Origin of the sequence: Archangium primigenium (assembly GCF_016904885.1) — a bacterium.
In the GTDB taxonomy this organism is placed as follows: domain Bacteria; phylum Myxococcota; class Myxococcia; order Myxococcales; family Myxococcaceae; genus Cystobacter; species Cystobacter primigenius.
Map to the genome: position 1 here is coordinate 8,207,427 of NZ_JADWYI010000001.1, position 24,399 is coordinate 8,231,825.

Below are 24,399 nucleotides of genomic sequence, written 5' to 3' on the forward strand. Positions count from 1 at the left end.
GCCTTCTAACAGACAGCGGGAGGAGGCGGGCAAGGGCTCGCCGCGCGCGGCCTCACGCGGCGCTCGGCGGTGCCACCCCGTCGACAATGGGCCAGGTGACGGCCCGGCGTCGGCCGTCCTCCACCCGGCGGGCCATGTAGGGCTGACAGCCTCGGGCCTGGAAGGCCTTCTTGAAGGCGGCGAAGCTGCCTCCGTCCTTCCAGGCATCCAGGGCGGCCAGACCCGACTCGGGCCCACACTGGGCGAGCATGTACTCCACCCACGCCCAGCGGGCCGACGTGGGCCGCACCTCGGCACGGCCCTTGAGCCCGCGCCGCAGCCGCTCCAGGCGGGCCTCCACCTCGCGGATGCCCGCGAAGGGGGCCCCGTCCAGGGGCGTGTTGCGCTTGGCCACGAAGGGAGCCACGCCGAGCGCCACCGGCATGATGCGCGACAGCTCCGTGGTGAAGCGCGCCAGCTCGTCCACGTCCGCGTCCTCCTCCAGGGGCAGGCCCACGACGTTGTAGACCTTGAGCTGCCGCATGCCAGCCGTCTTGGCGAAGTGGGCCGCGCGGAGGATCTGCTCCTCGGAGTGCTTGCGATCCACCAGGTCGCGCATGCGCTGCGAGGCGCCATCCGCGGCCACGGTGAGGTTGGTGGCGCCGCCGCGCCGCAACTGGTCCACCAGCTCCTGGGTGAGCCGGTCGGCGCGCAGCGAGGACACCCCCACCTCGCGGCCCGCGTCCACCAGGGTGCGCAACAGCTCCACGATGCGCGGATGGTCCGTCACCGCCGCGCCCACGAGCCCCACGCGCTTGGCATAATCGGGGATGAGCGAGAGCACGCGCTCGGGCGGCACGGTGCGCATGCCCCCGTTGGTGGTGCGCCGCATGACGCAGTAGTGGCACCCGCGCGAGCAGCCCCGCTCCGGCTCGATGAGGAACATGGAGCGCAGCTCGGTGTGGGGCGTGACGATGGCCGAGCGCGCCGGGAGCCGACCGTCCGTGGCCTTGGCCACGTGGTAGCGCGTGCCGCCGCGCCCGGGCACGCGGAAGCCCGGCACGGTGGCCAGGTGCGCGAGCAGGGCCTCCTTGTCCATGGACTGCGCCGCGTCCAGGAGCACGTGGATGAGATCCTCCGCCTCGCCCTGCACGAGCACGTCCACGAAGGGCTCGAGCGGATCCGGGTTGGAGAAGGTGAGCGGGCCACCGGCGACGATGACTGGATGGCGCTCGGTGCGCTCCGCTGTGAGCAGGGGGATGCGCGCCAGCTCCAGCATGGAGAACAGCCCGGTGAGCTCCAGCTCGTAGGCCACCGAGAAGGCCAGCAGGTGGAAGTCGGCCGCGGGCGACTGCGTCTCGAGCGAGAAGAGCGGCGTGCGGGTGCGGCGATAGGCCTCCACGTCATCCGGCAGGAAGACGCGCTCGGCGGTGGCCCCGGGGTGGGCATGCACCTCGCCGTAGATGGCCTGGTAGCCCAGCGAGCTCATCCCCACGTGGTAGGGGCTCGGGTAGCAGAGGGCGACCCGGTAGGGGGCCTCCTTGTAGAGCGTGCCCTGCTCGTCGGCCAACAAGGCCCGAGCGCGTTCGACGAGTGAGTAGCGACCCTCCATGCACCTTCCTGGGGAAACCGTGTGACGAGGTCCGTCCATAACACCGCGGCCCCGTACCCCCACTCCCATTCTGGGGAGCGGCGGCCGGGGCCGGAGTGGAATTCGAGCGGAACGACGCCCGGCGGGTGAGCCGCCGGGCGGTCGAGCTACTGCACGGTGCCGGGCTTGAAGGACGGCGGCCGCACCGCGGGCACGCAGCGCCGCAGGTCCGGGTCGCACACCACGTTGAAGTCCGGGTTGACGCCCGCGGTCGGACCGCAGTTCTCCTCATCCAGGGGCGCGCCGGGGTCGCACGGAGCGGCAGGCCACAGGGCCCACATCTCGTACTCCGCGGTGCAGGTGTCGTCGGTGATCTTCACCGTGCCGCGCATCTGCGTGCCAGGAGCCGAGGGCGCCGAGTACACCTCGACGTTCTCGTACTGGTAGGCGAACGTCTGCGCACCCACGATGAGACCGCCACCATCCGCGGCGTTCTTGTAGGCGGCGGGCGCGGCCACGCGGGCCTCATTGAAGCCCGTGGCGAGGCACAGGCCATCGGCGTCCGGCTCCTGGGCCAGGGTCGTCGACAGGCCCGTCGCCGCGGTCGGGTCCACCACGCCCTCGGCGCGACGCACCGTGGCGGTCAGCGGATTGCCGTCCGGACCGACGACATCACGCTGGTAGGTGGCGCGGAACAGCGAGGCGAGCCGCCGAGGACGGATCGCGATGCGCGCGCCCCGGTTCTCGGCGACCTCGGCCGCCGAGGCGTCCGGGTTCGTGTACTTGAACACGCCCATGTCCTCACCCTTGAACTGGCCGCAGGACAGCGCCGCGTCGGCCGGGTTCTTGAGGATGTACTTCGCCTGCCACGCGTAGGCGCTCGCGTCCTGCACGAAGCAGCCCGCCGTGGGCTGCTCGAGGTTGCAACCCGCCAGGGTACCGACCGCGCCAAGCACGGCCACTGCCATTGAAATGCGCTTGCTCATGTGTCTTGGAGTTCCCATCTGGCTGGAGGACTAGAACGTGTACTTGATGCCCAGACGGATCTGCCGGGGCGGCTGGTAAGAGGTGGCCTTGCGGAAGTTCGGGTTGACCTCCGAGGCCTCCAGGGGGCGGCCCTCGTCCACGTTGAACACCTCGCCCGGGGTCAGCTCGCTGCCCGCCGCCTTGCCGCCGTCGATGGGCAGCACGCTGGACAGGGTGTAGTTCGAGTCGACCGTGGCGATCTGCTGGAAGTTGAAGACGTTGAAGACGTCGAGCGTGAACGACAGCTGGTTCGTCTTGGTGATGTTGTAGTTCACGCCGATGTTGCCATCGATGTTGTTCACCCAGGGCGTGCGGCCGCCGGTGCCACGCGTGAGGATGAACGCCTCGCTCGGGCCGTACAGGGGGTGACCACCGATGTAGCTGATGGGCGTGCCGGAGTTGCCGCGGTAGGACACACCCAGGCTGGCGCTCAGGGCGTTGGAGAAGCGGAACTCCTTGGCGCCGAAGAGCTTGATGGCGTGCGTGCGGTCGAAGGGCAGCAGGCCCGAGCGGTTCTTGAGCAGCGAGACGAGGTCGAAGTCCGAGAGGATGTTCGGATCGAGCTGCGCGTTCTCCGGACGGAACAGACCGGGGTAGTTGCCGGTCAGGCGCGACCAGGTGTAGCTCGCCTGGGCGAGCCAGCCCTGATCGAAGGTGCGGTTGAGGAGCACCGTCACCGCGTTGTAGTCACGCACGGCCTTCGGGAAGTCCTTGGCGAAGCCGTCGCCCGGGTTGCCCAGGAAGTACGTGTTGCCGTCATCGCGGCTCATGTCCTCGATGACCGAGTTCATCTTGCGGAAGGTGTAGTTGGCACCCAGGCGGATGTTCGCGAGCAGCTCGTACTCGGCGCCCAGGAGCAACTCGTCGGAGCCCTGGGGCTTGAGGTTCGGGTCCACCGGCTCCGGATCGGCCTTGCCGCCCGAGTACTTGAAGCTCGGGTTGAGGCTCGTCGGCGCGTTGGTCACGAGCGCGGCGTCGGAGATGCAGCCCGCCTGGCCCTCGGCCGTGTCCACGGTCGCCGGGTCGCACAGCCGACCCGCACCGCCCACGCGGTTGGCGGCGTAGCGGCGCTCACCCGGGAAGGCGCGGTCCAGCAGGTTGATGGGCACCTGCTCGTAGTAGCGCGCGAAGTTCGCGAACAGCTTCATCCGGCCGTTGGCCAGCGGGTCCACGATCAGGCCGACGCGGGGCGACAGCTGGTTGCCGAGCACGAACGCCAGGTTGCCGTCACCGCCGAACAGGAACTGCGCGTCGTAGCGCACGCCCACGTTGAGCGTCACGCGGTTGGCGATCGTCCAGCTGTCCTGGAGGAAGCCGCCCGCCGTGGTGCTGGTGGAGACCGAGCTCTGGGTGAGCGCGGGCACCGCGACGTCCGGCGCCGTCTGGTAGCCGTAGCGGCGGTAGTCCGCGAACGTGTTGCCGTTGAGCGCCTCGCGCAGGAACACGCCACCGGAGTAGGCCTTGAGCTGGTTGTAGCTCAGCTGCTCCACGTCCACGCCCGCCTTGAGCACGTGGTTGCCCAGCGCGTTGAGCAGGTAGGTCGCCTTGGCGTTGACCTGGTAGCGGTCCAGCTTGCCGTCGCTGATGAAGCCCGGGCCGCCGGCGTTGTACGTCTGGGCCGGGCACGTGAGGGCGCCGTTGGGCAGCGTCTCGCACAGACCCTGGTAGGCCAGGGTGGGCTCGTAGTACTCGATGGAGCGGTTGGCGCGGTACTGCACGGCCGCCAGACCCGCCAGGCCCGTGGTGGCGCCCACCGCGGTGCCATCGGACGGGAGCGTGGAGGCCACCTGGTGGAACCAGCCCGCCGTCGCGTCGAGGAGGAGCTTCTTCTCCATGAACGCGCCCGCGTACTTGAGGGCCACCGCGGTGCTGCTCGCCACGTCCACGACCTGACCGTAGCTGTCCGGCTTGCCGGGCAGACGGCTCGGCAGACCCCCCGACTGCGGGTCGATCGAGAGCACCCCGTTACCACCGGAGGAGCTCGGCGTGCCGTTGATGGACAGCGACACGTTGTGATCCTGGTTCACCAGGTACGTCAACTTGGCCAGGTACTGCAGCGCCTGGGCCTGGACGCGGTAGTCGCGGTTGGAGCCCGGGATCGGCGAGGCGACGTAGCCGCCCGTCTCCGGATCGATCTTCAGCGAGCGGTCAGCCCCCGTGCCCTCGGACTCGTAGTAGTTGACCGTACGGGTGTGGGTGTAGCGGCTGAACGACGGCGCCACGCCGGCGAAGAACCACAGCTTGTCCTTGAGGATGGGACCACCGAGGGTGGCGCCCACGTCGCCCAGCAGGTTCAGGGCGTTGCGGCCACCGACCACCGAGTTCGAGCTGATGACCCGCTGGCGCTCACCCTCGAACAGGCCCGGGGTAACGGTGCCGTACACGGAGCCGTGGAACTCGTTGGAGCCGGACTTCGTCACCGCGTTGAGCACGCCGCCCGTCGAGCGGCCGTACTCCGGCATGTAGCCACCGGTGATGATGTTGACGTCCTGCACGAACTCGACGCTCAGCGGGCTGCCGTTGACGCCGAAGGCCGGGTCGTTCGTCGACAGACCGTCGACCACGTAGCCGTTCTCGGGCGACGTCGCGCCGTTGATGGACACGCCGTAGGAGTCGTTCTGCGCGCCGGGGGCGAGCTCGGCCAGGCTGTCGAAGGAGCGCGCCGCGCCTCCCTTGCCGCCCGGACGGTTCACGGCGATGCGCTTGATGAAGTCCTGGTCGACGTTGACGCCCACGTTCGTCGAGCCGACGTCGATCGTCGGCGGGCGGGCCACCACGTCGATGACCTCGGTGAAGCTCTCGGGCAGCAGCTCCACGTTCACGCGGATGGTGCGATCCAGGCGCAGCTGGATCTCCGAGCGGGCGTAGGGCTTGAACTGCTCCTTGTCGAAGCGCAGCGTGTACACACCCGGCGGCAGCTGGGGAATACGGTACTGGCCTTGCGCGTCGGTAACGACGACCTGCTCACCTTGAAGGTTCGGCGAGGTGGCGGTGACCACGACATCCGCGACCGGCTTCTTGTTCTCGGCGCTAACGACCGTACCGATGATGACGCTGTCCGCGTAGGCCGCAGTCCCGTACGTCAGACCCGCGACCACGACCGCTCCAGTCGCCCGGAGCATTCGTCTCACTTGCATGCTGGGAACCCCTCCAAGGTGGGCTGCACTTCAACTGCAACTATAAAATGGCTCGGGAAAATATCCGAGGTCCACCAGTTGTCAATACGGCGTTGCTTTTTGGTGACTCCTGGGGCATTGCGCGTCCTCGCAGGTGGACTTCCAGGGTGGGGTCACTTGCACCCGTTCCCGGTTTTTGTAATGTAGCGCGCCTTTTGCGATCCGGACGGGATGTGGTGGGTATCCACCGGAGTGAGTAGAGGAGCTCTAGCGCATGTTCGACTCTGTCCTTGACCGCGGGCAAGGCCCCAAGTCCCGTATCGGGCTGGGCGCCGCCGTCTCGGTGGTTCTGCACGTCGGTCTGGTGGGTCTCATCGGGTGGCTGTCGATCCAGCCCCCGAAGGAAAAGGAGAAGGAGGTCGAGGTGACCTTCAAGCAGGCCATGGCTCCGCCCGTGGCCGCGCCTCCGCCGCCTCCCCCCCCGCCTCCGGCGAAGAAGAAGAGCAACCCCACCAAGAAGCCGGTGGTGAAGAAGCCGGACGTGATCGTCCAGCCCAAGGAGATGCCCAAGGAGCCGCCCAAGGAGGTCGAGCCCGAGCCCGCCGCCGAGGAGGAAGAGGAGGCGAGCGAGGAGGAGGTCGAGGGCGGCGTGGAAGGCGGCGTCGAGGGCGGCGTGGTGGGCGGGGTGATCGGCGGCGTGGTGGGCGGCGTGCTCGGCGGCCAGTTGGGCGGCACCGGCACGGACGTGCTCCCCTTCGGCGCCGGCATGACGCGTCCGGAGAAGATGTCCGGTCCCGCGCCGCAGTACACCCGCGAGGCCCTCGAGGCCCGCGTGCAGGGCCTGATGATCGTCAAGTGCGTCATCACGACCGAGGGCGCCGTCGAGCGCTGCCGCATCATCAAGCCGCTGCCCCACATGGATCAGGCCGTGCTCGAGTCGCTGTACGCCCAGCGCTACAAGCCCGTCACCTTCCAGGGCCGCGCCGTCCAGGTCGACTACACCTTCAACATCCGCCTGAGCCTGCCCCGCTAGTTCTTCCTTACCCCCCCTGTCGTTCCCGCCGTACCCAACCGCGCTCGAGGAGGAGCGTTCCCCCAATCATGGATTTCTCACTCGCACACATCTGGGAGAGCACGGGTGCTTTCGCCCGTTTCATCATCTTCACCCTGGCGTTCATGTCCGTGTCGTCCCTGGTCGTGATGGCCGAGCGCATGCTCGTCTTCCGCAAGACGCGCAAGGACTCGCGCAATTTCGCCGCCAAGATGGGTGCCATCCTGGCCAAGGGGGACCTGCAGCAGGCCGCCGGCGCCAACCTGGGCAAGGACGTGGGCCACCTGGGCCGCGTGATCAACTCGGGCCTGACGGCCTTCCGCATCAGCCCGGCCAACAAGGACGTGGCGGTGGAGTCCGTGGCGCGCGCCCTGGAGCGCCAGGCGCAGCGTGAGGTGCAGAGCCTCAAGCGCGGCCTCGGCGTGCTGGCCACCGTGGGCTCCACGTCTCCGTTCGTCGGTCTGCTCGGCACCACGATGGGTATCGTGAACGCCTTCCAGATGATGTCGGCGGCGGGCTCGGGCGGTCTGGCCACCATCTCGGCCGGTATCTCCGAGGCGCTCATCACCACGGCGTTCGGTCTGCTCGTGGCCATCCCCGCCGTGATCGCCTACAACTTCCTGTCCGGTTGGGTGGACGGCCGCTCGGTGGACATCTCCGAGTCGTCCAACGAGTTCCTGGACGTGGTGGCGCGGCACTTCGGTGGTGGTTCGCACGCCCCCCAGGCGTAGCGCACTCCCTCCCTCGAGAGCTTCCGGCCCGACTCCTCCCGCGCCGCGGGAGGGACGTGCAGGGCCGGGCCTCTCTCTCCTCTTCCAAGCAGCAGGTGCACGATGGGTATGTCAACCGGTGGCTCCCAAGGGGGCCCCAAGGCCGAGATCAACGTCACGCCTCTCGTGGACGTGGTGCTGGTGCTCCTCATCATCTTCATGGTCGTCACGCCCATGCTCCAGCGTGGCAAGTCCGTCACCCTGCCCAAGGCCGCCAAGGTCGAGGGTGAAAAAGAATCCCAGAAGGATCCCGATCCCATCGTCCTCTCCGTGACCGCGGACAAGAAGACGTACATCGAGCAGGACGAGTTCGATGCCGCCGCGCTCGAGCAGAAGCTGCGCACGGACCTCGCCTACCTGCCCAACAAGAAGATCCTCCTCAAGGGCGACAGCACCCTCACCGTGGGCGACGTGCGCCAGGTGATGGACATCACCCGCAAGGCCAAGGCCAAGAAGGTCTTCCTCGGTGTCGAGGAGCAGAAGAACTAGCCATGGCCACGCGCAAATTCGTCAAGCCCACCACGCCCCCCAACTCGGAGATCAACGTCACGCCGCTGGTGGACGTGGTGCTGGTGCTCCTCATCATCTTCATGGTGGTCACCCCGCTGCTCGAGAAGGACATCGAGGTGCGCATCCCGGAGACCGAGGAGGTCCCCGCCGAGCAGCAGCCGCAGGACGACACCCAGCTCATCGTCAAGCTGGACCCCGACGGCAGCTACTCCATCAACACCGAGCCGGTCTCGCCCACCGACTACGTCAACAAGCTCAAGCGCATGCTGAGCGCCAAGAAGAAGGAAGACCGCATCGTCTTCTTCGTGGCCGACGACAAGGCCAGCTACAGCAAGCTCGTGGCCGCCTTCGACGGCGCCAAGCAGGCCGGCGCCTTCGTGCTCGGCATGGCCACCGAGGACATCCCCCTGGCCCCCGCGGGCTCGGCGGATCCGGGCGCCGCGCCGGCCCCCGTCCCGACGCCCTGACGCTCAGTCCCGTTTCACAACCCAGGGCTCGTCGGTTAGAGTGGGAAGATTCCCATGGCCGACGAGCTCCTGATTTTTGAGCAGACCATCGAAGCAGTCTTCGTGCGCGCGCTGCATGGGCGCCTGTCGCCGGCCTGCAAGGAGCGCCTGCTCAAGGCGGGGCTCGACCTCGGCCAGAAGCTCAGGCCCGCCTACCCGTTCGATGCGTGGATGAACTTCCTGCGTATCACCGCCGAGGAGCTCTACCCCCAGCTCCCGCTCGACCAGAGCGCGTTCAAGCTCGGCGAGGCCTATATGGACGGCTACCGGGAGACGATGCTCGGGCGCGCCGTGCTCTCGCTCTTGCGCGTCCTCGGGCCGCGACGCGCCCTCATGCGCGCCACGCAGAACTTCCGCTCGGGCAACAACTACACCGAGTCACGCCTCAAGGAGCTGGGGCCGCGCCAGTTCGAGCTGTGGATGAACGAAGTGGGCCCCCTGCCCATGTTCACCGCGGGCATCATCCACGCCGGCCTGCGCACGGCCGGCGCGGAGAACATCCAGGTCGCGCTGGCCGGCTACGACGGCCACGCCTGCACCTACTGCATCAACTGGAGCGAGGCCTCGGTCGCCTCGGGCGTCGCGGGCAAGGGCGACTCCAAGGCCGCCACCAGGTCCGGATCCATCAACTCCCTGTAGATGACCTCCGCGAGGAGGCCCGTCACCATCCAGATGGGCAGGATGTAGAGCGACGTCATCTGCCAGAGGATGGCGCCCGCGTCCGCGTAGTACCAGATCTGGTAGCCCGTCAGCTTCAGGAGGAACACGCCGCTGAGGCCCTCGAACAAGAGGATGGCGAAGCCGTAGAGCACCGCGCGCAGCAGCGTGGGGTGGCGGAAGGTGCGGCGGTAGATGGCCTCGATGAAGAAGAAGCAGGCCACGCCGTAGATGAGGAACATCCACAACGAGCACTGGCCGTACGCCGTGGACACGGGCGTGTCCCAGATGCCGTTGAGGCCCAGCCGGTCATCCACCCGCCACTGGAAGCGGAAGAGCATCTCCAGCACCGGCACGTGCCGGGCGATCCGCACCAGGTTGTAGAAGAAGATCTCCGAGGACAGGCCCACCATTCCGTAGAGACAGAAGCGGAAGATGGCGAACGTCAGCTTGAGCCGCGCGTTGCGCTTGATGTCGGCGCGGCGGACGTGGACGGAGGCGGCGGGTGTGGCCGGAGCGGTTTGTTCCATGAGGATTGAGATTAGCTGAACTCCTGACACGACGTCCGCTCCCACGTTTCAGTCATGCGGCGCCCCGGGACGCGGCATCCGCCGCCGAAGACACCTCCGCCGGTGTCTGCCTCCGGGCCCCGGGACGGTACGCGCCTTGCTCCTCTGGCGAGCCCAGGAGGGCGGGACATGCTGGCGCGGGTTCGGTCGGGCGCGTTGATGGGGATCGACGCGGTGGTGGTGGAGTGCGAGGTGGATATGGCCCTGGGGCTGCCCTACTTCAACGTGGTGGGGCTGCCCGAGGGCGCGGTGCGTGAATCGAAGGTCCGGGTCGTCTCGGCGCTCAAGAACTGCGGCTTCGAGCTGCCCTCCAAGCGCATCACCGTGAATCTGGCGCCCGCGGACATCCGCAAGGAGGGCGCCGCCTTCGAGCTGCCCATCGCCCTGGGCGTGCTCGCGGCGGCGAAGCTGCTGGCCGAGGAGCCCCTGGGGCGCTTCCTCTTCGGCGGGGAGTTGTCCCTGGACGGTGGGGTCAAGCCCATCAAGGGTGTCCTGCCGCTCGCGGTGGCGGCGCGCGACGGCGGCTACCACGGGGTGATGGTGCCCGAGGCGAACGCGGCCGAGGCCGCCCTGGTGGAAGGGCTCGAGGTGCTGGCGGTGCGGCACCTGCGCGACGCGGTGGGGCACCTGAGCGGCGACAAGCCCCTGAGCGCCTTCCTCCGCGAGCCCCCCGGACGCGGCCGGGCCTCGGCCCACCCCGCCCCGTTGGACCTGTGCGACGTGCGGGGCCAGGCGGACCTGAAGACGGCGCTGGAGCTGGCCGCGGCCGGGGGTCACAACGTGCTGCTCTGCGGGCCTCCGGGCTCGGGCAAGACCATGCTGGCCCGGCGGCTGCCCGGCATCCTCCCCACGATGACCTTCGACGAGGCCCTGGAGGTGACGAAGATCTACTCGGTGCTGGGACTGCTCGGCGACACCCAGTCCCTCATGCGCGAGCGGCCCTTTCGCGCCCCCCACCACACCATCTCCGACGCGGGCCTCGTGGGCGGAGGCCCCGCCACGCGTCCCGGAGAGTTGTCGCTCGCGCACCATGGCGTGCTCTTCCTGGACGAGCTGCCCGAGTTCCGCCGCAACGTGCTGGAGGTGCTGCGCCAGCCCATGGAGGAGGGGGCCATCCATCTGGCCCGCGCCAGCCAGCACGTGACCTATCCGTGCCGGGTGATGCTCGTGGCGGCGATGAACCCCTGCCCGTGTGGCTACTTCAACGTCCCGGGACGCACGTGCACCTGCACGGAGAACCGCGTCCACGACTACCACTCCCGGGTGAGTGGCCCCCTGCTCGACCGGATCGACATCACCCTGCAGACGCGGCCCGTGGAGTTCCACCACATGGGACGCGGGGGCACCTCGGAGCCCTCCAGTGCCCACTACCGCGAGCGCGTGGAGGCCGCGCGCGAGCGTCAGCGGCGCCGCTTCCAGGACGAGCCCGGCGTGTACTGCAACGCCCAGATGCCCACCCGGCTGCTGCACCGCCACTGTCAGTCCACGCCCCGTGCCGAGCAGATGCTGGAGCGCGCCGTGCGACGGTTCGGCCTGTCCGCGCGCGCCCACGACCGCATCCTCAAGCTGGCGCTGACCCGGGCGGACCTGGAAGGACACGCGCGCATCGAGGACATCGACATGGCGCTGGCCATCGATTGCCGACAGATGGATCGCCGGGGCTGGCTCCATGTCAACACCCAGGGAGGCCCTCCGCGCGCGCTGCCCGCCTTCCGGGAGCCCGGAGACCCGTGAGGCGCGCCGTCCCCCCACGAGGCGCCAGGACGCGTTAAGAAGGGGGGCGATGAAGCCCTTGTCCTTCGTCGTCGCGCTGCTCCGGATGCTCTTTCTCTGCGGGTGGTTGGCGTTCTGGATCACCCTCTCCGGGCTGGCGGCGCTCGTCACGCTCAACGGAGCGCTCCCCCTGGTGATGGCCCGGCGCTTCTGGGCGCCCATGCACTGGCGCATCACGGGCTCGCCCCTGCACGTGGAGCCGCTGCCCGACATCGACTGGCGCCAGCCCCACATCTTCATGATGAACCACCAGTCCACCCTGGACATCCCCGTGGCGTTCGCGGTGCTGCCGGTCAACCTGCGCTTCATCGCCAAGCACGTGCTCAAGTGGGTGCCCTTCCTCGGCTGGTACATGGCGGGCACGGGGATGATCTTCATCAACCGCACCCACCGGCGCGAGGCCGTCAAGAGCCTGGCGAAGGCCGGAGAGCGCATCCGCGCGGGCGCCAGCATCCTCGTGTTCCCCGAGGGGACGCGCTCGCGCGACGGGGTGCTGCTGCCCTTCAAGACCGGAGGCTTCGCGCTGGCGCTGGAGGCGGGCGTGCCCATCGTCCCCGTGGCCATCGAGGGCTCGCGCCAGTCCCTGCCCACCGAGGGCCCCCTGCCCCTGCCCCGCCGCCACCCCATCCGCGTGAAGGTGGGTCCCCCCATCCCCACCACGGGCCGGACCGGGGCCGAGCGGGAGGCCTTGCTGCACGAGGTGCGCGAGGCGCTCGTGCGACTGCACCGCGACATCGGAGGCGCGGGCGGCGCGCCCCAGGAGACGCGCGAGGCGCGGCGGGCCACGCGACGCGAGCGCGCCGCCAACGGCTCCTCCCCGTCCTGAGGCCCCGCCCTCCCGCGCACGGGACGCCTCGCGCGAGAGGAGACGCCCGAGGTCGCTTCTTCCCAGGAAACCTCGGACGGCACGGCGGTTGCTCTCGCCATCCCTCGGCCCCCGCCTGGACCCTGCCGGTCCCCGCGCGGGGCCTCCCCGGGGACGGGCGGCGAGGAGCGACGGATGAACAAGCTGACGGAGAAGCTCAAGGCGGTGGCGGCGGCGGTGGCGGCGATCGAGAAGCAGTTCGGCAAGGGGGCGGTGATGCCCCTGGGGGGCGAGGCGCGCGAGCAGCGGGTGGCGGTGATTCCCTCGGGCTCGGTGGGGTTGGATCGGGCGCTGGGCGTGGGCGGCTATCCGCGGGGCCGGGTGGTGGAGCTGTTCGGCAACGAGTCCTCGGGCAAGACGACGCTCACGCTGCATGCCATCGCCCAGGTGCAGGCCCAGGGCGGCGTGGCGGCCTTCATCGACGCGGAGCACGCCCTGGACGTGCACTACGCGCGCAAGCTGGGCGTGCGCGTGGAGGACTTGCTCATCTCCCAGCCCGACACGGGGGAGCAGGCGCTGGAGATCACCGAGCAGCTCGTGCGCTCGGGTGCCGTGGACCTCATCGTGGTGGACTCGGTGGCGGCGCTGGTGCCGCGCGCGGAGATCGAGGGGGAGATGGGGGATGCGCACATGGGCGTGCAGGCGCGGCTCATGAGTCAGGCGCTGCGCAAGCTGACCGGGGCGGTGAGCCGCACGGGGTGCTGCATCATCTTCATCAACCAGATCCGCATGAAGATTGGCGTGGTGTTCGGCAACCCCGAGACGACCACGGGTGGCAACGCGCTGAAGTTCTACTCCTCGGTGCGCCTGGAGATCCGCCGCACGGGCAACCTCAAGGACGGCGAGAGCGTGGTGGGCACCAAGGCCCGGGTGAAGGTGGTGAAGAACAAGGTGGCCCCGCCCTTCCAGGAGGCGGAGTTCGACCTGCTCTACGGCGTGGGCATCCACCGCGCCGGGGAGGTGCTGGACCTGGGCGTGCAGGCGGGACTGGTGGACAAGGCGGGCAGCCACTTCAGCCTGCGGGGTGAGCGCATCGGTCAGGGGCGCGAGCGGGCCGCCGAGTGGCTGCGGGAGCACCCGGAGGCCTTGGAGGCGGTGGCCCGGGAGCTCGTGGCCACGGCGCTCCCCACGCGGCCCGCCGCCGAGCCGGAGGCGGAGCCGCCCACGGCCCAGGCCTAGGCCTCCGGGAGGACCAGCGACGCGGGCAGGGGCAGCAAGCGCTCCCCGGCGCGCAGGGCGAGGCGGCCCCCGGCCTGCTGCTCCAACAGTTCGCCGAGCTGGTACTGGGCGTCGCGCGAGAAGCGCGCCCGGGCCCGTCCGCCCTTCACCTGGCACGTCAAGACGCCCTCGGCGTCCACGTCCAGGGACGAGGGCTCCAGGGCCTCGGCGCTGCGATCGCTCAAGCGCACCGAGACGCGCGCCTCGGAGACATCCACGGTGCGCACCTCGTAGGCGGCGCCCTCCACCGTCACGTAGCACCAGTCCGCGCCAATGCGCAGTTGGTAGCGCCCCGTCTCGTCGAGCACCAGGGAGCTGTTGAAGAGCTCGATGATGCGCGGGTGCTCGATGGGGGCGTCGTCGTGCCACCAGCGCAACCGCGCATCCAGGCGGATGCCGCTGTCCTCGCGCGTGTGCCAGCGCGTGCCAGGAGGAGGAGGAGACGAGGGCGGTGCGGGCGGTGTGCTCACACGGCAGATGTGCGCGTCCCGGCGCGACCGGTCAAGCCCGAACGGGCGCGGGCCCTACCAGTTCCGAACAAGCTCGGTGTAGCCCCGGAAGGCCACCGCGCCCCAGAAGTTCACCAGCACGCCCAGCACGAGCAGGGAGAGGACCGCCCGATGACGCAGGGACCAGCCCCCCAGGGCGAAGAGCAGCAGGAGATAGGGCGTGTAGTCGAGGCTGAAGCGGAAGCCGAACTGCATGTAACCCGTGTTCTGGTAGAAGAGGCCGGGCAGCGCCGTCACGGCCACCGTGAGCCACAACGGCCAGTGCAGGCGCGGGCGTGTCCTCGGCACCAGCAGCAGGACGAGCAGCGGCAGCGTGAGCAGCAGCGTCAGGCCGTGCGGGTCGTACGTCAGGCGCGGAGGGTGCCACGACATGCCGGGCAGCTTGAGGAAGGCCGCCTCCAGGTTGCGCCCGAGGTAGGCGAGGTTGAACAGGCCCAGGCGATCGATGTCCGCGTTGACGCGGTTGTTGTAGAGGAACGCGTGGCCGAACTCGCCCGGGCGGCCGAAGCGATAGACGTTGTAGGCCGCCGCCAACAGGCCGAGGGGCGCGGCCCCCAGGGCGAACAGGCCCAGCTTGCGCGCCACGGGCCTCCAGTTCGCCCCCAGCGCCCGGAGTTGCGCGAGCCGATCCGGACCGGGGCACACGGCCTCCAGCACGAAGAACAGGCCGGCGAACAAGAGCGGCGTGCGCGTGAGCGTGGCCATGGAGAAGAAGACGCCGGCGAGCAGGGGCCGGTGCGCGCGCACCGCGTGGCGCACGTAGAGGCACGTGAAGGCCACGCCCATGACCTCGGCGCTGAACCACACCTCGCCCCGGATGGCCGCGTAGAAGAAGAGCGTGCCAAAGGCGAGCACCAGGGCCAGGGCCACGTTCTCCGGGCGCTCACGCGCGCTCTCCCCCTGCTGGGAGAGAAAGCGCAAGAGCGAGTAGAAGAGCGCCACCGCCAGCGCGCCGACGATGACGCCAAAGGAGGTGTCGTTGAACTGGTAGCCGTGCAGCGCCACGAAGGGCGCCATCACCACCGCGGGGAAGGACGGGAAGCTCACGTACCAGCGGTCCCCCGGCCGCGTGCGGCCCTCGCAGCGCGTCTTCGTGCCCGCCACCTCGCGCACGCAGGCCCAGTCCTCCAGGTTGGGCAGCACCTCGGGGTCCACGTCCAGCCGGCCCTCCAGCCAGCCCCGGGCCTGGTACACGAAGTGCGGGGCCGCGCTCTGGCGCAGGAAGCGCTGCGAGCTGAAGCTGGCCAGCACCGCGAAGCTCACCAGGAAGAGCACCACCTCCACGCGGTACGCCGCGAGCCACATCCGCGCCGCGACCCCCACCCCGCCTCCCTTGCGCTCGCCGGGAGCGGCCACGGGGGGCACCGGGGTGTGGCTCGGAGAGGGGGAGCCCGGAGAGGTCTCGGACGATGACGACGGAGCGGAAGGGCGGCTCATGGGCGGGAGGCGGACGACAGCAGGTGCTCGCGCAAGAGCTCGAGCGCGTGGGAGGCGGCGAAGAGGCGGATGAGCTCGCGATCCCCGGACAGCGAGAAGCGCTCCGCGCGCGTGGGGCCGCCCTCCACGGCGAGCGCGCAGTAGACGGAGCCCACGGGCTCCTCGGGCGTGCCCCCGGTGGGGCCCGCCACCCCCGTCACGGACAGGCCGTAGGTCGTCGCGCAGGCGGCGCGGATGCCCTCGGCCATGGCCACCGCCACCGGCCGCGACACGGCGCCATGGCGCGCCAGCAGCTCCGGCGACACGTGCGCCCAGGCCGTCTTCATGCGCTCGGCGTAGACGACCGCGGAGCCCACCAGGAAGGCGCTCGCGCCGGGAATGGCGGCGAGCTGGGAGGCGATGAGGCCCCCGGTGCAGCTCTCCGCGAGGGCCAGCGTGGCCCCGGCGTCCGTGAGCCGCCGCGCCAGGACGGCCGCGTAGGTGTCCTGGTCCGCGCCATAGACGGCCGGGCCCAGCTCCGCGCGCGCGGCGGCCTCGGCGGCGGCCAGGGCGGCGTCCGCCTCGGCCTGGGAGGGCGCCTCGGCCATGAGCTTGAGCTGATTCTCCGGTGCGTGCGTGCGAAAGCCGAACACCACCCGGGGGTGCGCCACGGCCAGCGGGGCCACGCGCGCGTCGAGCACGGACTCGGGCAGGCCCACCGTGCGCAGCAGGCGGAAGGCCCGCCAGACACGTCCCGGCCGCCGCTCCAGCTCCGCGCGCACCCGCGGCAACACCTCGCCGTCCACCAGGGCCCGGTACTCGCGCGGCACGCCGGGCAGGAAGAAGAGCTGACAGTCTCCGAGCCGGACGATGAACAGGGGCGCCGCGCCCACCGGGTTGGGCACCACCTCGGCGCCCCGGGGCACGAGCGCCATGCGGGCCACGTTGGGCGTCAGCTCGCGGCCACGCTTCCGGGCCCGCTCGGCCAGGGCTTCCCGGGTCGCCGCGTCCTCCACCAGGGGCACCCGCGCGGCCGCCGCGGCGCATTCCGCCGTGAAGTCATCCGCCGTGGGGCCCAGGCCCCCGGAGACGATGACCACGTCCGCGCGGGCCGCGGCCTCCTCCAGCCCCCGGGTGATGTCTTCTCGTACATCCCCCACCAGCACCACCCGATCCACCTTGATGCCCAGCTCGAAGAGCCGGGCCTCCAGGAAGGGGCTGTTGGTGTCGGGGGTCAGACCGGTGACGAGCTCGTCCCCGGTGCACAGCAGCTCGACGCGCATGGGCGGCGCATCCTAGCCGCCCGGCGCGATTACGCCACGCCCTGCTCGTCCGCCGGACGCTCGTCGAGGTCGCCCTCGTCCTCGTCCGTCTCCTCCAGGAGCGTCAGGGCCGGCGGCGCGGCGCCCGCCTTGCGCGTGGCGAGCCGGTGGCGCATCACCAGGGCCGACTCCACGAGGCCGTAGGCGAGGTAGGCGAACGAATAGGCCACGAGCACGTAGGCCGGGTGGAAGCGCGAGCCGATGAGCACGCCGCCGGTCAGCATCGCGCCCAGCACGAGCACGGCGCGCGGCGACAGGCGCAGGTCCTTGAAGGTGCGGTAGCGCACCGTGGACACCATGAGGAGCGAGAGCACGACCGACGCCACGGCCACGGGGCCCCGGGCCGCGTCGGACAACACCTCGCCCCCCGTCGCGGCGTGGTGGGCGATGATCATCGACACGAGCACGCTGGCGGCCAGCGGGATGGGCAGACCCACGAAGAAGTTGCCGCCGCCGCCGCTCGGGCTGCGCATGGCGATGACGTTGAAGCGCGCCAGCCGCAGCGCGCCGCACGCGGCGAAGGCGAAGGCGAGGAACAGGCCCAGGAAGCCCATGGGCTCGAATGCCCACTTGTAGATGAGCAGGGCGGGCGCGGCGCCGAACGACACCACGTCCGCCAGGCTGTCGAGCTGCATGCCGAAGTCGCTCTGGGTGCGCGTGAGGCGCGCCACCCGGCCATCACAGCCATCGAAGAACATGGCGAAGAGGATGGCCAGCGAGGCCTGGTGCAGCTGGGCGGGGCCCACCTCCGCCCCCGCGCACAGGGTCATGGCATAGAAGCCACACAGGATGGACGTCACCGTGAAGAGATTGGGGAGAACAAACAACAGTTTGCGCGGTCTCATCAGGTGTATCCCGCCTCCTGTGTCGGCCAGTGGCCGTTCGGGTGAAAGCCGAACGAGAACGGATCATATCAGGGTTTTATTTGCCCCATTCAGGCCGGAGGGATGATGGACGCGGTGCGTTGGACTCCGTGGGTGCTCGGCGCGGTGCTCGTCCTGGGGGCGCTCAACCTCCTGTGGATCGCGGCCGTGCGCTGGTGGTACCGCCTGCGCACCCCGCCTCCCGAGTTGCTCCGGGCGCGGTGTCAGGACGGCTGGGAGCTGACGGTGTACTTCCGGCGCGCGGCCCAGCGGCGCTACGAGGAGCCCGTGCTGCTGTGCCATGGGCTCGCCGCCAACCGCTACACCTTCGATTTCGAGCCCCCCTATTCGCTCTCGCACGCGCTCGCGGAGGCGGGCTTCGACTGCTTCATCGTCGAGTGGCGGGGCATCGGCGGCTCGCGGCCCCCGCCCCGGGGCCGACGCTGGCCGGACGTCACCGTGGACGACATCGTCGCCCAGGACGGGCCGGCGCTCATCGACCTGGCGCTCGCCCGCACGGGTGCCCGGCGGGCCTTCTGGGTGGGCCACTCGCTCGGTGGGCTGGTGGGCTACGCGGTGGCCCAGGGCGCGCACGCGGACAAGCTCGCGGGCCTGCTCGCGCTGGGCGCGCCGGTGTTCTTCCCGCCGGATCGGCTCATCCGCCAGCTCATCCACGCGGGCAACCGGGCCTCGTGGCCACGGGGCCTGCGCAACGAGTGGCTCAGCCGCACCCTGGCGCCCTTCCTCGGCTACGTCACCCTGCCCCTGTCCGACGTCATCATCAACCCCAAGCACATCCCCCCGGCCATCCAGCGCAAGGTCTACGCGAACATGATGGCGTCCATGAGCCGCAACGTGCTGCGGCAGTTCCGCGATTGGATCGACCATGACGCGTTCCGCTCGTTCGACGGGAGCGTGGACTGGCGCGCGGGGCTGTCGGGGCTCACCCTGCCCGTGCTGGTGATGGGCGGCAGTCAGGACAGGCTCGCGCCCCCCAAGAACCTGCGCGCGCAGTTCGAGCTGGTGGGCTCGCCGGACAAGCACCTGTACATCTTCGGCTGCGAGCGGGGGGACAAGATGGACTACGGGCATGGGGACCTGCTCTTCGGCACGGGCGTCGCGCAGGAGGTGCACCAGGAGGTGCGCACCTGGCTCGCGTCCCATGCCACGCCGTGGACAGAGCCGGCCGAGGCGCCGACCTCAGCGTGAGGCCTCGCCCACGCAGGGCACGGCGGGCCCCACGAGGCCCTCGCCGACCACGCGGTGGAAGGTGACCCGGGTGCCCCCCGTGCAGTCGGCCGCCGCGGCGAGGCCTCCGGCGTTGCGCTCCGCCACGAGCCCGTCCGCGTGCAAGACGCCGTTCTCCAACACCACGAGCGCGGGGCCCTGGGCGTCCTGGACGCGGAGCCGCTCGGCGGAGACGCGCGCGAGGGTCTCGCTCCACACGCCCGCTTCGTGGCACGCCTCCAGCGAGGCGTCGCGCAGCACCACCCGCGCGCCCTGGGCCGCCAGCACGCCCACGCCCGCCGCGCCCCGCACCACGAGCCCCCGGGCCTCCACGTCCACGTCGCGCAGGTGCAGCCCGTCTCCGGAGTCGCCCTCGCGCGAGGTCAGCCCGGTGAACAGGGCGCGCGACAGCCGCACGGTGCCGCGCGTGGCGGTGAGGCCATAGGCCTCCGCGTCCTCGACCCGGAGGCCGCGCAGCACCGTGTCCGAGCCCACCAGGGACACGGCGCCGAAGTTGCCGCTGCCGCGCACCCGCGTGTCCACCAGCTCGCCCCGCGCGCCCACGAGCGACACGCCCGCGCGCACCGCGCCCAGCGAGGTGAGGCCCCGCGTCTCCAGGGTGCCCTGGAGGGCCTGGACGCCATACTCGTGTCCGGTGACGGTGACGTCCTCGAGCCGCAGCGTGCCGTGATCCACGAAGAGCCCCACCTCCGGGCCGGGCGTCACCGTCACCTGTCGCAGGACCACCCGCCCCCGGGACTGGTGGAGCCCCGTGGCCGCGCCCTCCACGCGCAGCGCCTCCCCGTCCACCTCGGCGTCACGTGCCTCCAGGGCGCGCCGGAAGGCCCCCGTGAAGACGGTGTCCCGCACCCGCGCGCGCGCCCCGTCGATGCGCAGGCCCACCGTCCCCGGACCGCCCGCCTCGAAGCGGCTCCCCTCCACCGTCAGGTCCCCCGCCCCCATCGACACGCCGCCCTCGCGCTGCCCCTGAAAGCGCACCGCCTCCAGGCGCATCCCGCCCGCGGCCTCCAGGCCCCACGCGCCGCCCTGGAGCGTCAGGCCCCGCAGGAGCGCGCCTCCGGCGGCCCGCACCACCGGCCCCTCGCCGCCCCCCACGAGCACCGCGCCCTCGCCCACCACCTCCGCCCCGGCCGGCAGCACGAAGGGACCCGGGTAGGCGCCCGGCGCCAGATGGATGCGCGGGGGCCGCGGCCCGTCGGCCCGCGCCAGGGCCTCGGCCAGCGAGCGCCAGGGCCGCGTCCGGGAGCCCTCTCCGGCCTCACCCCGTGTGCCGTCCACCCACACCTCGGGCCCCGGGCCGGGGCGATCGGGCGGGGAGGCGTCCTTCCGGGAGGAGCAGGCCAGCGGCAGCAGGCAGGCGATCAGCAGGAGCGCACGGTTCATGGGTCCCCCAGCCTACGGCCAGCCCCGGTCCCAAGTCCCGTCCGGATCAGACCGGCCGCGCAAGGGATCGAAATGACAAAGAAAACCGTCGCCAATCGATCACATCCACCCCTCCGGACTGTCTGCTTGAAAGCCGTGCAACGGCACACACGCCACGTATGTCCTCGGGGTTTTCTAGAGGAGACAGGCCCCCCGTCAAATTCCTCACATCCCGCGCACGGGGCCGATCTACCGGGCCCGCAACCCCTGTCAGCGTTGACAGGCAAAAGAGCGATTTGCTACCAACCTCTGGCTTTCGCAGTTCAACGTGGCGTGGAGGAGTAGCGGATGACCAAGGCAGAGCTCGTGGAGGTGGTGGCGGCGCAGTCGCGGCTGACGAAGAAGTCGGCGGCGGAGATTCTCGACATCGTCTTCGCCAACATCGGCAAGGCGGTGAAGAAGGACCAGCGCTTCAGCTACCCCGGCTTCGGCACCTGGTCGGTCCGCTCGCGCAAGGCGCGGAAGATCCGCAACCCCCAGACCAACGAGATGATGAAGCTCAAGGCGAGCAAGACCGTGGGCTTCCGCCCCGCCAAGGAGCTGAAGAACTCGCTGTAGAGGGCCCAGGCGCTCGCGCCGCGCGAGGGGCCGTCCACCGGGGGCGTCGTCCGCTAGGGACGGCGCCCCTGTGTCATGTAGGGGCCCACGGGCGCCACGCGCTGGACGAACGCGGGCTCCTCGCCCGAGTCGGTGGGGCCCAGCTCGTCGAGCGGATCCACCGGCACGCCGTCCTTCCACAGCTCGAAGTGCAGGTGGACGCCGGTGGCCAGGCCCGTGCGGCCAGCCGCGCCCACCACGTCCCCCTGCTCCACCACGTCCCCGACCACCACCAGCACCCGCGACAGGTGGCTGTAGCGGGTGGTGATGTCCCCGTCGTGCTGGAGGATGACCTGGTTGCCGTGGCCCCCGGCCGGCCCGGCGCGCAGGACGACGCCCGGGGACGAGGCCGTCACGAGCTGGCCCGCCTTGGCCGCCAGGTCCAGGCCCTGATGGTCGCGCTCGGTGCCGAGGATGGGGTGCAGGCGGCTGCCGAAGACGCTGGTGACGACGACGGGATCCACGGGCCAGGCGAAGCGGTTCGACTGGAGCGACGTCGAGCGGCGGGCGGCCCGCGCCTGCAGCCGCCGCAGCTCCGCCATGCGCGTGGCGAGCGCGTCCATGCGCGCGAGCACCGCGTCGGCCAGGTCCGCGGGGATGTCCCCGTAGAGGCGCGCGTCCAGCTCCAGCTCGGACTCCAGGGTCGTGCGGGTGCGCACCACGTCCAGCGAGGACGTCCTGGGCACGGGCGCGCGCAGGAAGACGTCCAGCCACGTGTTGATCTCCCGCCAGTTGACCACCTGGGCGTCGGGCATGGGGCTGCCCTGGACCACGTCCTGGCGGGTCGCGCGCGCCAGGGTGACGAAGTGCTCCAGGGCCTGGCGCAGCTCGGGGGAGTCGAGCCCGTCTCCCTCGGCGGTGAGCCGGGATGGGGGCGCGGAGCGCACGGAGGCCGACGGCGCCTCGTCACCCGTGGGATAGGGCGCGGGGTCCGAGTACAACTCGTCGAAGCTCATCTTCTGCCGCGCGGCCGGAACGACACAGGCCGACGACAGGGCGAGCCACAGGAGGGGAACGAGACGGCGCAAGGACTCGGGAGTCTACCAGGGCCCCGGGAATCAGCCAGCCAGCCCCTGGCGCACGCGCCGCAGCACCTCGTCGATGTCCGCCGCCGAGACGTCCAGGTGGGTGACCAGGCGCACCGCGCGCGGGCTGGAGCCCGTGGCGCCCACGAGCACTCCCTGGGCCGCCAGCCGAGCGACCGACTCGGCCTGCGGGGCGGCGAACTCGGCGACGACCATGTTCGTCTCCACCTGCCGCGGGTCCACCGTCACGCCGGGCACTTCGGCGAGGCCCGCCGCGAGCCGCCGCGCCAGGGCATGGTCCTCGGCGAGCCGCTCCACGTGGTGCTCCAGGGCGTACAGCGCGCCGGCGGCGAGCACGCCCACCTGGCGCATGGCCCCGCCCAGCCGCTTGCGCAGCCGCCGGGCCTCGGCGATGAGCGCGCGCGAGCCCACGATGGCCGAGCCCGCCGGCGCGCCCAGGCCCTTGGAGAAGCACACCGCCGTGGTGTCCGTGAGCGAGGCCCAGGCGGACGCGGGCACTCCCGCGGCCACCGCGGCGTTGAAGAGCCGCGCGCCGTCCAGGTGCACCGCGAGGCCCGCCGCGCGCCCCGCCTCCACCACCGCGCGGAAGCGCTCCAGGGGCCACACCTTGCCGCCGCCCCGGTTGTGGGTGTTCTCCAGGGACACCAGCCGCGAGCGCGGCCCGATGAAGTCCGTGCGCACCGCCGCCGTCACCTGCTCGGGGGAAAACACGCCCCGCTCCCCCTCCAGGGGCGCGGGCTGCACGCCCCACAAGCCCGCCAGGGCGCCGCTCTCGTAGTGGATGATGTGGCTGCCCCCCTCGGCCAGCACCTCGTCACCCAGGCGGCAGTGCAGCCCCATGGCGATCTGGTTGGCCTGCGTGCCCGTGGGCACGAAGAGCGCCGCTTCCAGGCCCAGCAGCTCGGCGACACGCTCCTCGAGCCGACGGGCCGTGGGGTCCTCGCCGTAGATGTCGTCGCCCACGTCCGCCTCCGCGATGGCGCGGCGCATGGCCGGGGTGGGCTTGGTCACGGTGTCGGAGCGCAGATCGATGGTCTTCATGGAGTCCTCGGACAGGGTGTCCTGGGAGGTCGTGGAAACTGCTTTACTGCCCAGGTCGCGCTGGCGTACAGCGCCTCCCGTGGCACGTGAAACGATGGAGTCGAAGCGGCAGCGGGCGGTGGAGGTGGTGGAGCGGCTGGAGCGCTCCATGCCGGACGTGCGCATCGAGTTGGATTATCGCACGCCGCTGGAGTTGCTGGTGGCCGTCATCCTGTCCGCCCAGTGCACGGACAAGCGGGTGAACCTCGTCACCCCCGCCCTCTTCGCGCGCTTCCCGGACGCGGCCGCCTACGCCCGCGCGAGCGTGGAGGAGGTGGAGCCCTTCATCCAGTCTTGTGGCCTGTACCGCGCCAAGGCGAAGAACATCGTGGCGGCGGCGCGCGCCCTGCTGGCCGAGCATGGCGGCGAGGTGCCCCACGCGCGCGCCGCGCTGGCGACACTGCCGGGCGTGGGCAACAAGACCGCGGGCGTGGTGTGCATGCACCTGGGCGGCGACGAGGCCTTCCCCGTGGACACCCACGTCAAACGCCTGGCCTTCCGGCTGGGCTTCACCCGGCACACGGCGCCGGACAAGGTGGAGGAGGACCTGTGCCGCCTCTTGCCCTCGCCCCGGTGGATGAAGGGGCATCAACTGCTCGTGTGGCATGGGCGGCGCACGTGCTTCGCGCGCTCGCCCGCGTGCGAGCGCTGCACCGTGGCGGAGCTGTGCCCGAAGAAGGGCGTGAAGCTCAAGCCGTCGGACGCGACTCGCGAGACGTCTTGACGCGCTTCATCCGCTTGCGGATGAGCTCGCGCTTGAGCGACGACACGTGGTCCACGTAGACGATGCCGTCGAGGTGATCCACCTCGTGCTGCACGGCGATCGCCAGGAGGTCGTCACACACGAGCGTCTGCTCCTGCCCCTCGGCATCCAGGTAGCGCACCGCCACCTTCGCCGCGCGCTCCACGTCCTCGCCCTCGCCGGGAATGGACAGGCAGCCCTCGTTGAAGACCACCTTGCCCTCCAGGGAGATGATCTCCGGGTTGATCATCGCCAGCGGCTGGATCTCCGGCTGGCGCGAGCGGCAGTCCAGGACGATCACCCGCTGCAGCACGCCCACCTGCGGCGCCGCGAGGCCCACGCCCTCGGCGGCGTACATCGTCTCGAACATGTCGCGCACGAGCGCCCGGGTGGCGTCGTCCACGCGGGCCACCGGCCGGGCCTTCTGCTTGAGGGTGGGATGGGGCCAGATGAGGATTTCGCGAACCATGCCGTCCCTCTTAACCCCGACCCGGGCGGACGGGCAACCGCCTCCCGGGACAGG

At 70.7% G+C, this 24,399-nt stretch carries 23 protein-coding genes; 11 read left to right on the forward strand and 12 right to left on the reverse strand.

Going from position 1 to position 24,399, the window contains the following annotated elements; all coding sequences use genetic code 11:
* Positions 1 to 52: 52 nt before the first annotated feature.
* The 3 genes from I3V78_RS33770 to I3V78_RS33780 all read right to left on the reverse strand — a co-directional run bounded on the left by I3V78_RS33770 (position 53) and on the right by I3V78_RS33780 (position 5,694).
* Positions 53 to 1,591 (reverse strand): radical SAM protein, encoded by a 1,539-nt coding sequence (locus I3V78_RS33770; RefSeq protein WP_204494218.1) that lies wholly within the window; start codon positions 1,589 to 1,591, stop codon positions 53 to 55.
* A gap of 146 nt (positions 1,592 to 1,737) precedes the next feature.
* Complete coding sequence (locus I3V78_RS33775; protein ID WP_204494220.1) at positions 1,738 to 2,556, reverse strand: hypothetical protein; 819 nt, start codon at positions 2,554 to 2,556, stop codon at positions 1,738 to 1,740.
* Between the two features lie 30 nt (positions 2,557 to 2,586).
* Positions 2,587 to 5,694, reverse strand: a complete 3,108-nt coding sequence (locus tag I3V78_RS33780; RefSeq protein ID WP_476756493.1) for a TonB-dependent receptor — start codon at positions 5,692 to 5,694, stop codon at positions 2,587 to 2,589.
* A 292-nt stretch (positions 5,695 to 5,986) separates the two neighbouring features.
* Between I3V78_RS33780 and I3V78_RS33785 the strand changes: the two genes are divergently transcribed.
* The 5 genes from I3V78_RS33785 (at position 5,987) to I3V78_RS33805 (ending at position 9,188) form a co-directional block, all read left to right on the forward strand.
* Entirely contained in the window at positions 5,987 to 6,745 is a 759-nt protein-coding gene (locus tag I3V78_RS33785) for an energy transducer TonB (RefSeq protein ID WP_204494224.1), read from the forward strand.
* 68 nt (positions 6,746 to 6,813) lie between these two features.
* Positions 6,814 to 7,494, forward strand: a complete 681-nt coding sequence (locus I3V78_RS33790) for a MotA/TolQ/ExbB proton channel family protein (RefSeq protein WP_204494226.1) — start codon at positions 6,814 to 6,816, stop codon at positions 7,492 to 7,494.
* A gap of 102 nt (positions 7,495 to 7,596) precedes the next feature.
* A complete protein-coding gene (locus I3V78_RS33795; RefSeq protein WP_204494227.1) occupies positions 7,597 to 8,022 on the forward strand; it encodes an ExbD/TolR family protein in 426 nt (141 codons plus the stop codon).
* 2 nt (positions 8,023 to 8,024) lie between these two features.
* Positions 8,025 to 8,510 carry an ExbD/TolR family protein gene (locus tag I3V78_RS33800; RefSeq protein ID WP_204494228.1) on the forward strand — a complete coding sequence of 162 codons (486 nt, stop codon included), beginning with the start codon at positions 8,025 to 8,027 and terminating at the stop codon, positions 8,508 to 8,510.
* Between the two features lie 54 nt (positions 8,511 to 8,564).
* On the forward strand, positions 8,565 to 9,188 hold the full coding sequence (locus I3V78_RS33805) for a DUF2378 family protein (protein ID WP_204494230.1): 624 nt from the start codon (positions 8,565 to 8,567) through the stop codon (positions 9,186 to 9,188).
* Here the strand turns inward: I3V78_RS33805 and I3V78_RS33810 are convergent.
* On the reverse strand, positions 9,089 to 9,736 hold the full coding sequence (locus tag I3V78_RS33810; protein WP_204494231.1) for a hypothetical protein: 648 nt from the start codon (positions 9,734 to 9,736) through the stop codon (positions 9,089 to 9,091). The genes I3V78_RS33805 and I3V78_RS33810 overlap by 100 nt on opposite strands.
* Positions 9,737 to 9,904: 168 nt before the next feature.
* Here I3V78_RS33810 and I3V78_RS33815 point away from each other — a divergent pair, with 168 nt between their 5' ends.
* The 3 genes from I3V78_RS33815 (at position 9,905) to recA (ending at position 13,592) form a co-directional block, all read left to right on the forward strand.
* Positions 9,905 to 11,509, forward strand: coding sequence for a YifB family Mg chelatase-like AAA ATPase (locus I3V78_RS33815; protein WP_204494232.1), 1,605 nt, complete (start codon positions 9,905 to 9,907; stop codon positions 11,507 to 11,509).
* 49 nt (positions 11,510 to 11,558) lie between these two features.
* The gene (locus I3V78_RS33820) at positions 11,559 to 12,374 is read left to right on the forward strand and encodes a lysophospholipid acyltransferase family protein (protein WP_204494233.1); all 816 of its coding nucleotides are present in this window, start codon (positions 11,559 to 11,561) and stop codon (positions 12,372 to 12,374) included.
* 174 nt (positions 12,375 to 12,548) lie between these two features.
* Positions 12,549 to 13,592: a recombinase RecA gene (gene recA / locus I3V78_RS33825; protein WP_204494235.1), complete on the forward strand. Its 1,044-nt coding sequence runs from the start codon at positions 12,549 to 12,551 to the stop codon at positions 13,590 to 13,592.
* Here recA and I3V78_RS33830 read toward each other — a convergent pair.
* The 4 genes from I3V78_RS33830 to pssA all read right to left on the reverse strand — a co-directional run bounded on the left by I3V78_RS33830 (position 13,589) and on the right by pssA (position 17,723).
* The gene (locus I3V78_RS33830) at positions 13,589 to 14,101 is read right to left on the reverse strand and encodes a DUF1285 domain-containing protein (protein ID WP_204494237.1); all 513 of its coding nucleotides are present in this window, start codon (positions 14,099 to 14,101) and stop codon (positions 13,589 to 13,591) included. The two genes, recA and I3V78_RS33830, sit on opposite strands and share 4 nt — an antisense overlap.
* A gap of 54 nt (positions 14,102 to 14,155) precedes the next feature.
* Positions 14,156 to 15,445, reverse strand: coding sequence for a hypothetical protein (locus tag I3V78_RS33835; RefSeq protein ID WP_338023860.1), 1,290 nt, complete (start codon positions 15,443 to 15,445; stop codon positions 14,156 to 14,158).
* A gap of 128 nt (positions 15,446 to 15,573) precedes the next feature.
* Positions 15,574 to 16,839: a CinA family nicotinamide mononucleotide deamidase-related protein gene (locus tag I3V78_RS33840; protein WP_204494240.1), complete on the reverse strand. Its 1,266-nt coding sequence runs from the start codon at positions 16,837 to 16,839 to the stop codon at positions 15,574 to 15,576.
* Positions 16,840 to 16,868: 29 nt separating this feature from the next.
* Positions 16,869 to 17,723 carry a CDP-diacylglycerol--serine O-phosphatidyltransferase gene (pssA, locus tag I3V78_RS33845; RefSeq protein ID WP_204494241.1) on the reverse strand — a complete coding sequence of 285 codons (855 nt, stop codon included), beginning with the start codon at positions 17,721 to 17,723 and terminating at the stop codon, positions 16,869 to 16,871.
* Between the two features lie 105 nt (positions 17,724 to 17,828).
* On the opposite strand from pssA, the gene I3V78_RS33850 reads away from it, so the two are divergent.
* Positions 17,829 to 18,950 carry an alpha/beta fold hydrolase gene (locus tag I3V78_RS33850; RefSeq protein ID WP_204494242.1) on the forward strand — a complete coding sequence of 374 codons (1,122 nt, stop codon included), beginning with the start codon at positions 17,829 to 17,831 and terminating at the stop codon, positions 18,948 to 18,950.
* Here I3V78_RS33850 and I3V78_RS33855 read toward each other — a convergent pair.
* The gene (locus I3V78_RS33855; RefSeq protein ID WP_204494243.1) at positions 18,942 to 20,372 is read right to left on the reverse strand and encodes a hypothetical protein; all 1,431 of its coding nucleotides are present in this window, start codon (positions 20,370 to 20,372) and stop codon (positions 18,942 to 18,944) included. The two genes, I3V78_RS33850 and I3V78_RS33855, sit on opposite strands and share 9 nt — an antisense overlap.
* A gap of 327 nt (positions 20,373 to 20,699) precedes the next feature.
* Here I3V78_RS33855 and I3V78_RS33860 point away from each other — a divergent pair, with 327 nt between their 5' ends.
* Entirely contained in the window at positions 20,700 to 20,969 is a 270-nt protein-coding gene (locus tag I3V78_RS33860; RefSeq protein ID WP_043430183.1) for an HU family DNA-binding protein, read from the forward strand.
* Positions 20,970 to 21,022: 53 nt separating this feature from the next.
* Here I3V78_RS33860 and I3V78_RS33865 read toward each other — a convergent pair whose 3' ends face one another.
* Both I3V78_RS33865 and I3V78_RS33870 read right to left on the reverse strand, forming a co-directional pair.
* Positions 21,023 to 22,036, reverse strand: a complete 1,014-nt coding sequence (locus I3V78_RS33865; protein WP_239576843.1) for a M23 family metallopeptidase — start codon at positions 22,034 to 22,036, stop codon at positions 21,023 to 21,025.
* Between the two features lie 30 nt (positions 22,037 to 22,066).
* On the reverse strand, positions 22,067 to 23,095 hold the full coding sequence (locus I3V78_RS33870) for a threonine aldolase family protein (protein ID WP_204494245.1): 1,029 nt from the start codon (positions 23,093 to 23,095) through the stop codon (positions 22,067 to 22,069).
* Between the two features lie 94 nt (positions 23,096 to 23,189).
* Between I3V78_RS33870 and nth the strand changes: the two genes are divergently transcribed.
* Positions 23,190 to 23,858, forward strand: a complete 669-nt coding sequence (gene nth / locus I3V78_RS33875) for an endonuclease III (protein WP_204496900.1) — start codon at positions 23,190 to 23,192, stop codon at positions 23,856 to 23,858.
* Here the strand turns inward: nth and def are convergent.
* Positions 23,824 to 24,345 carry a peptide deformylase gene (gene def / locus I3V78_RS33880; protein ID WP_204494246.1) on the reverse strand — a complete coding sequence of 174 codons (522 nt, stop codon included), beginning with the start codon at positions 24,343 to 24,345 and terminating at the stop codon, positions 23,824 to 23,826. The two genes, nth and def, sit on opposite strands and share 35 nt — an antisense overlap.
* Positions 24,346 to 24,399: the final 54 nt, after the last annotated feature.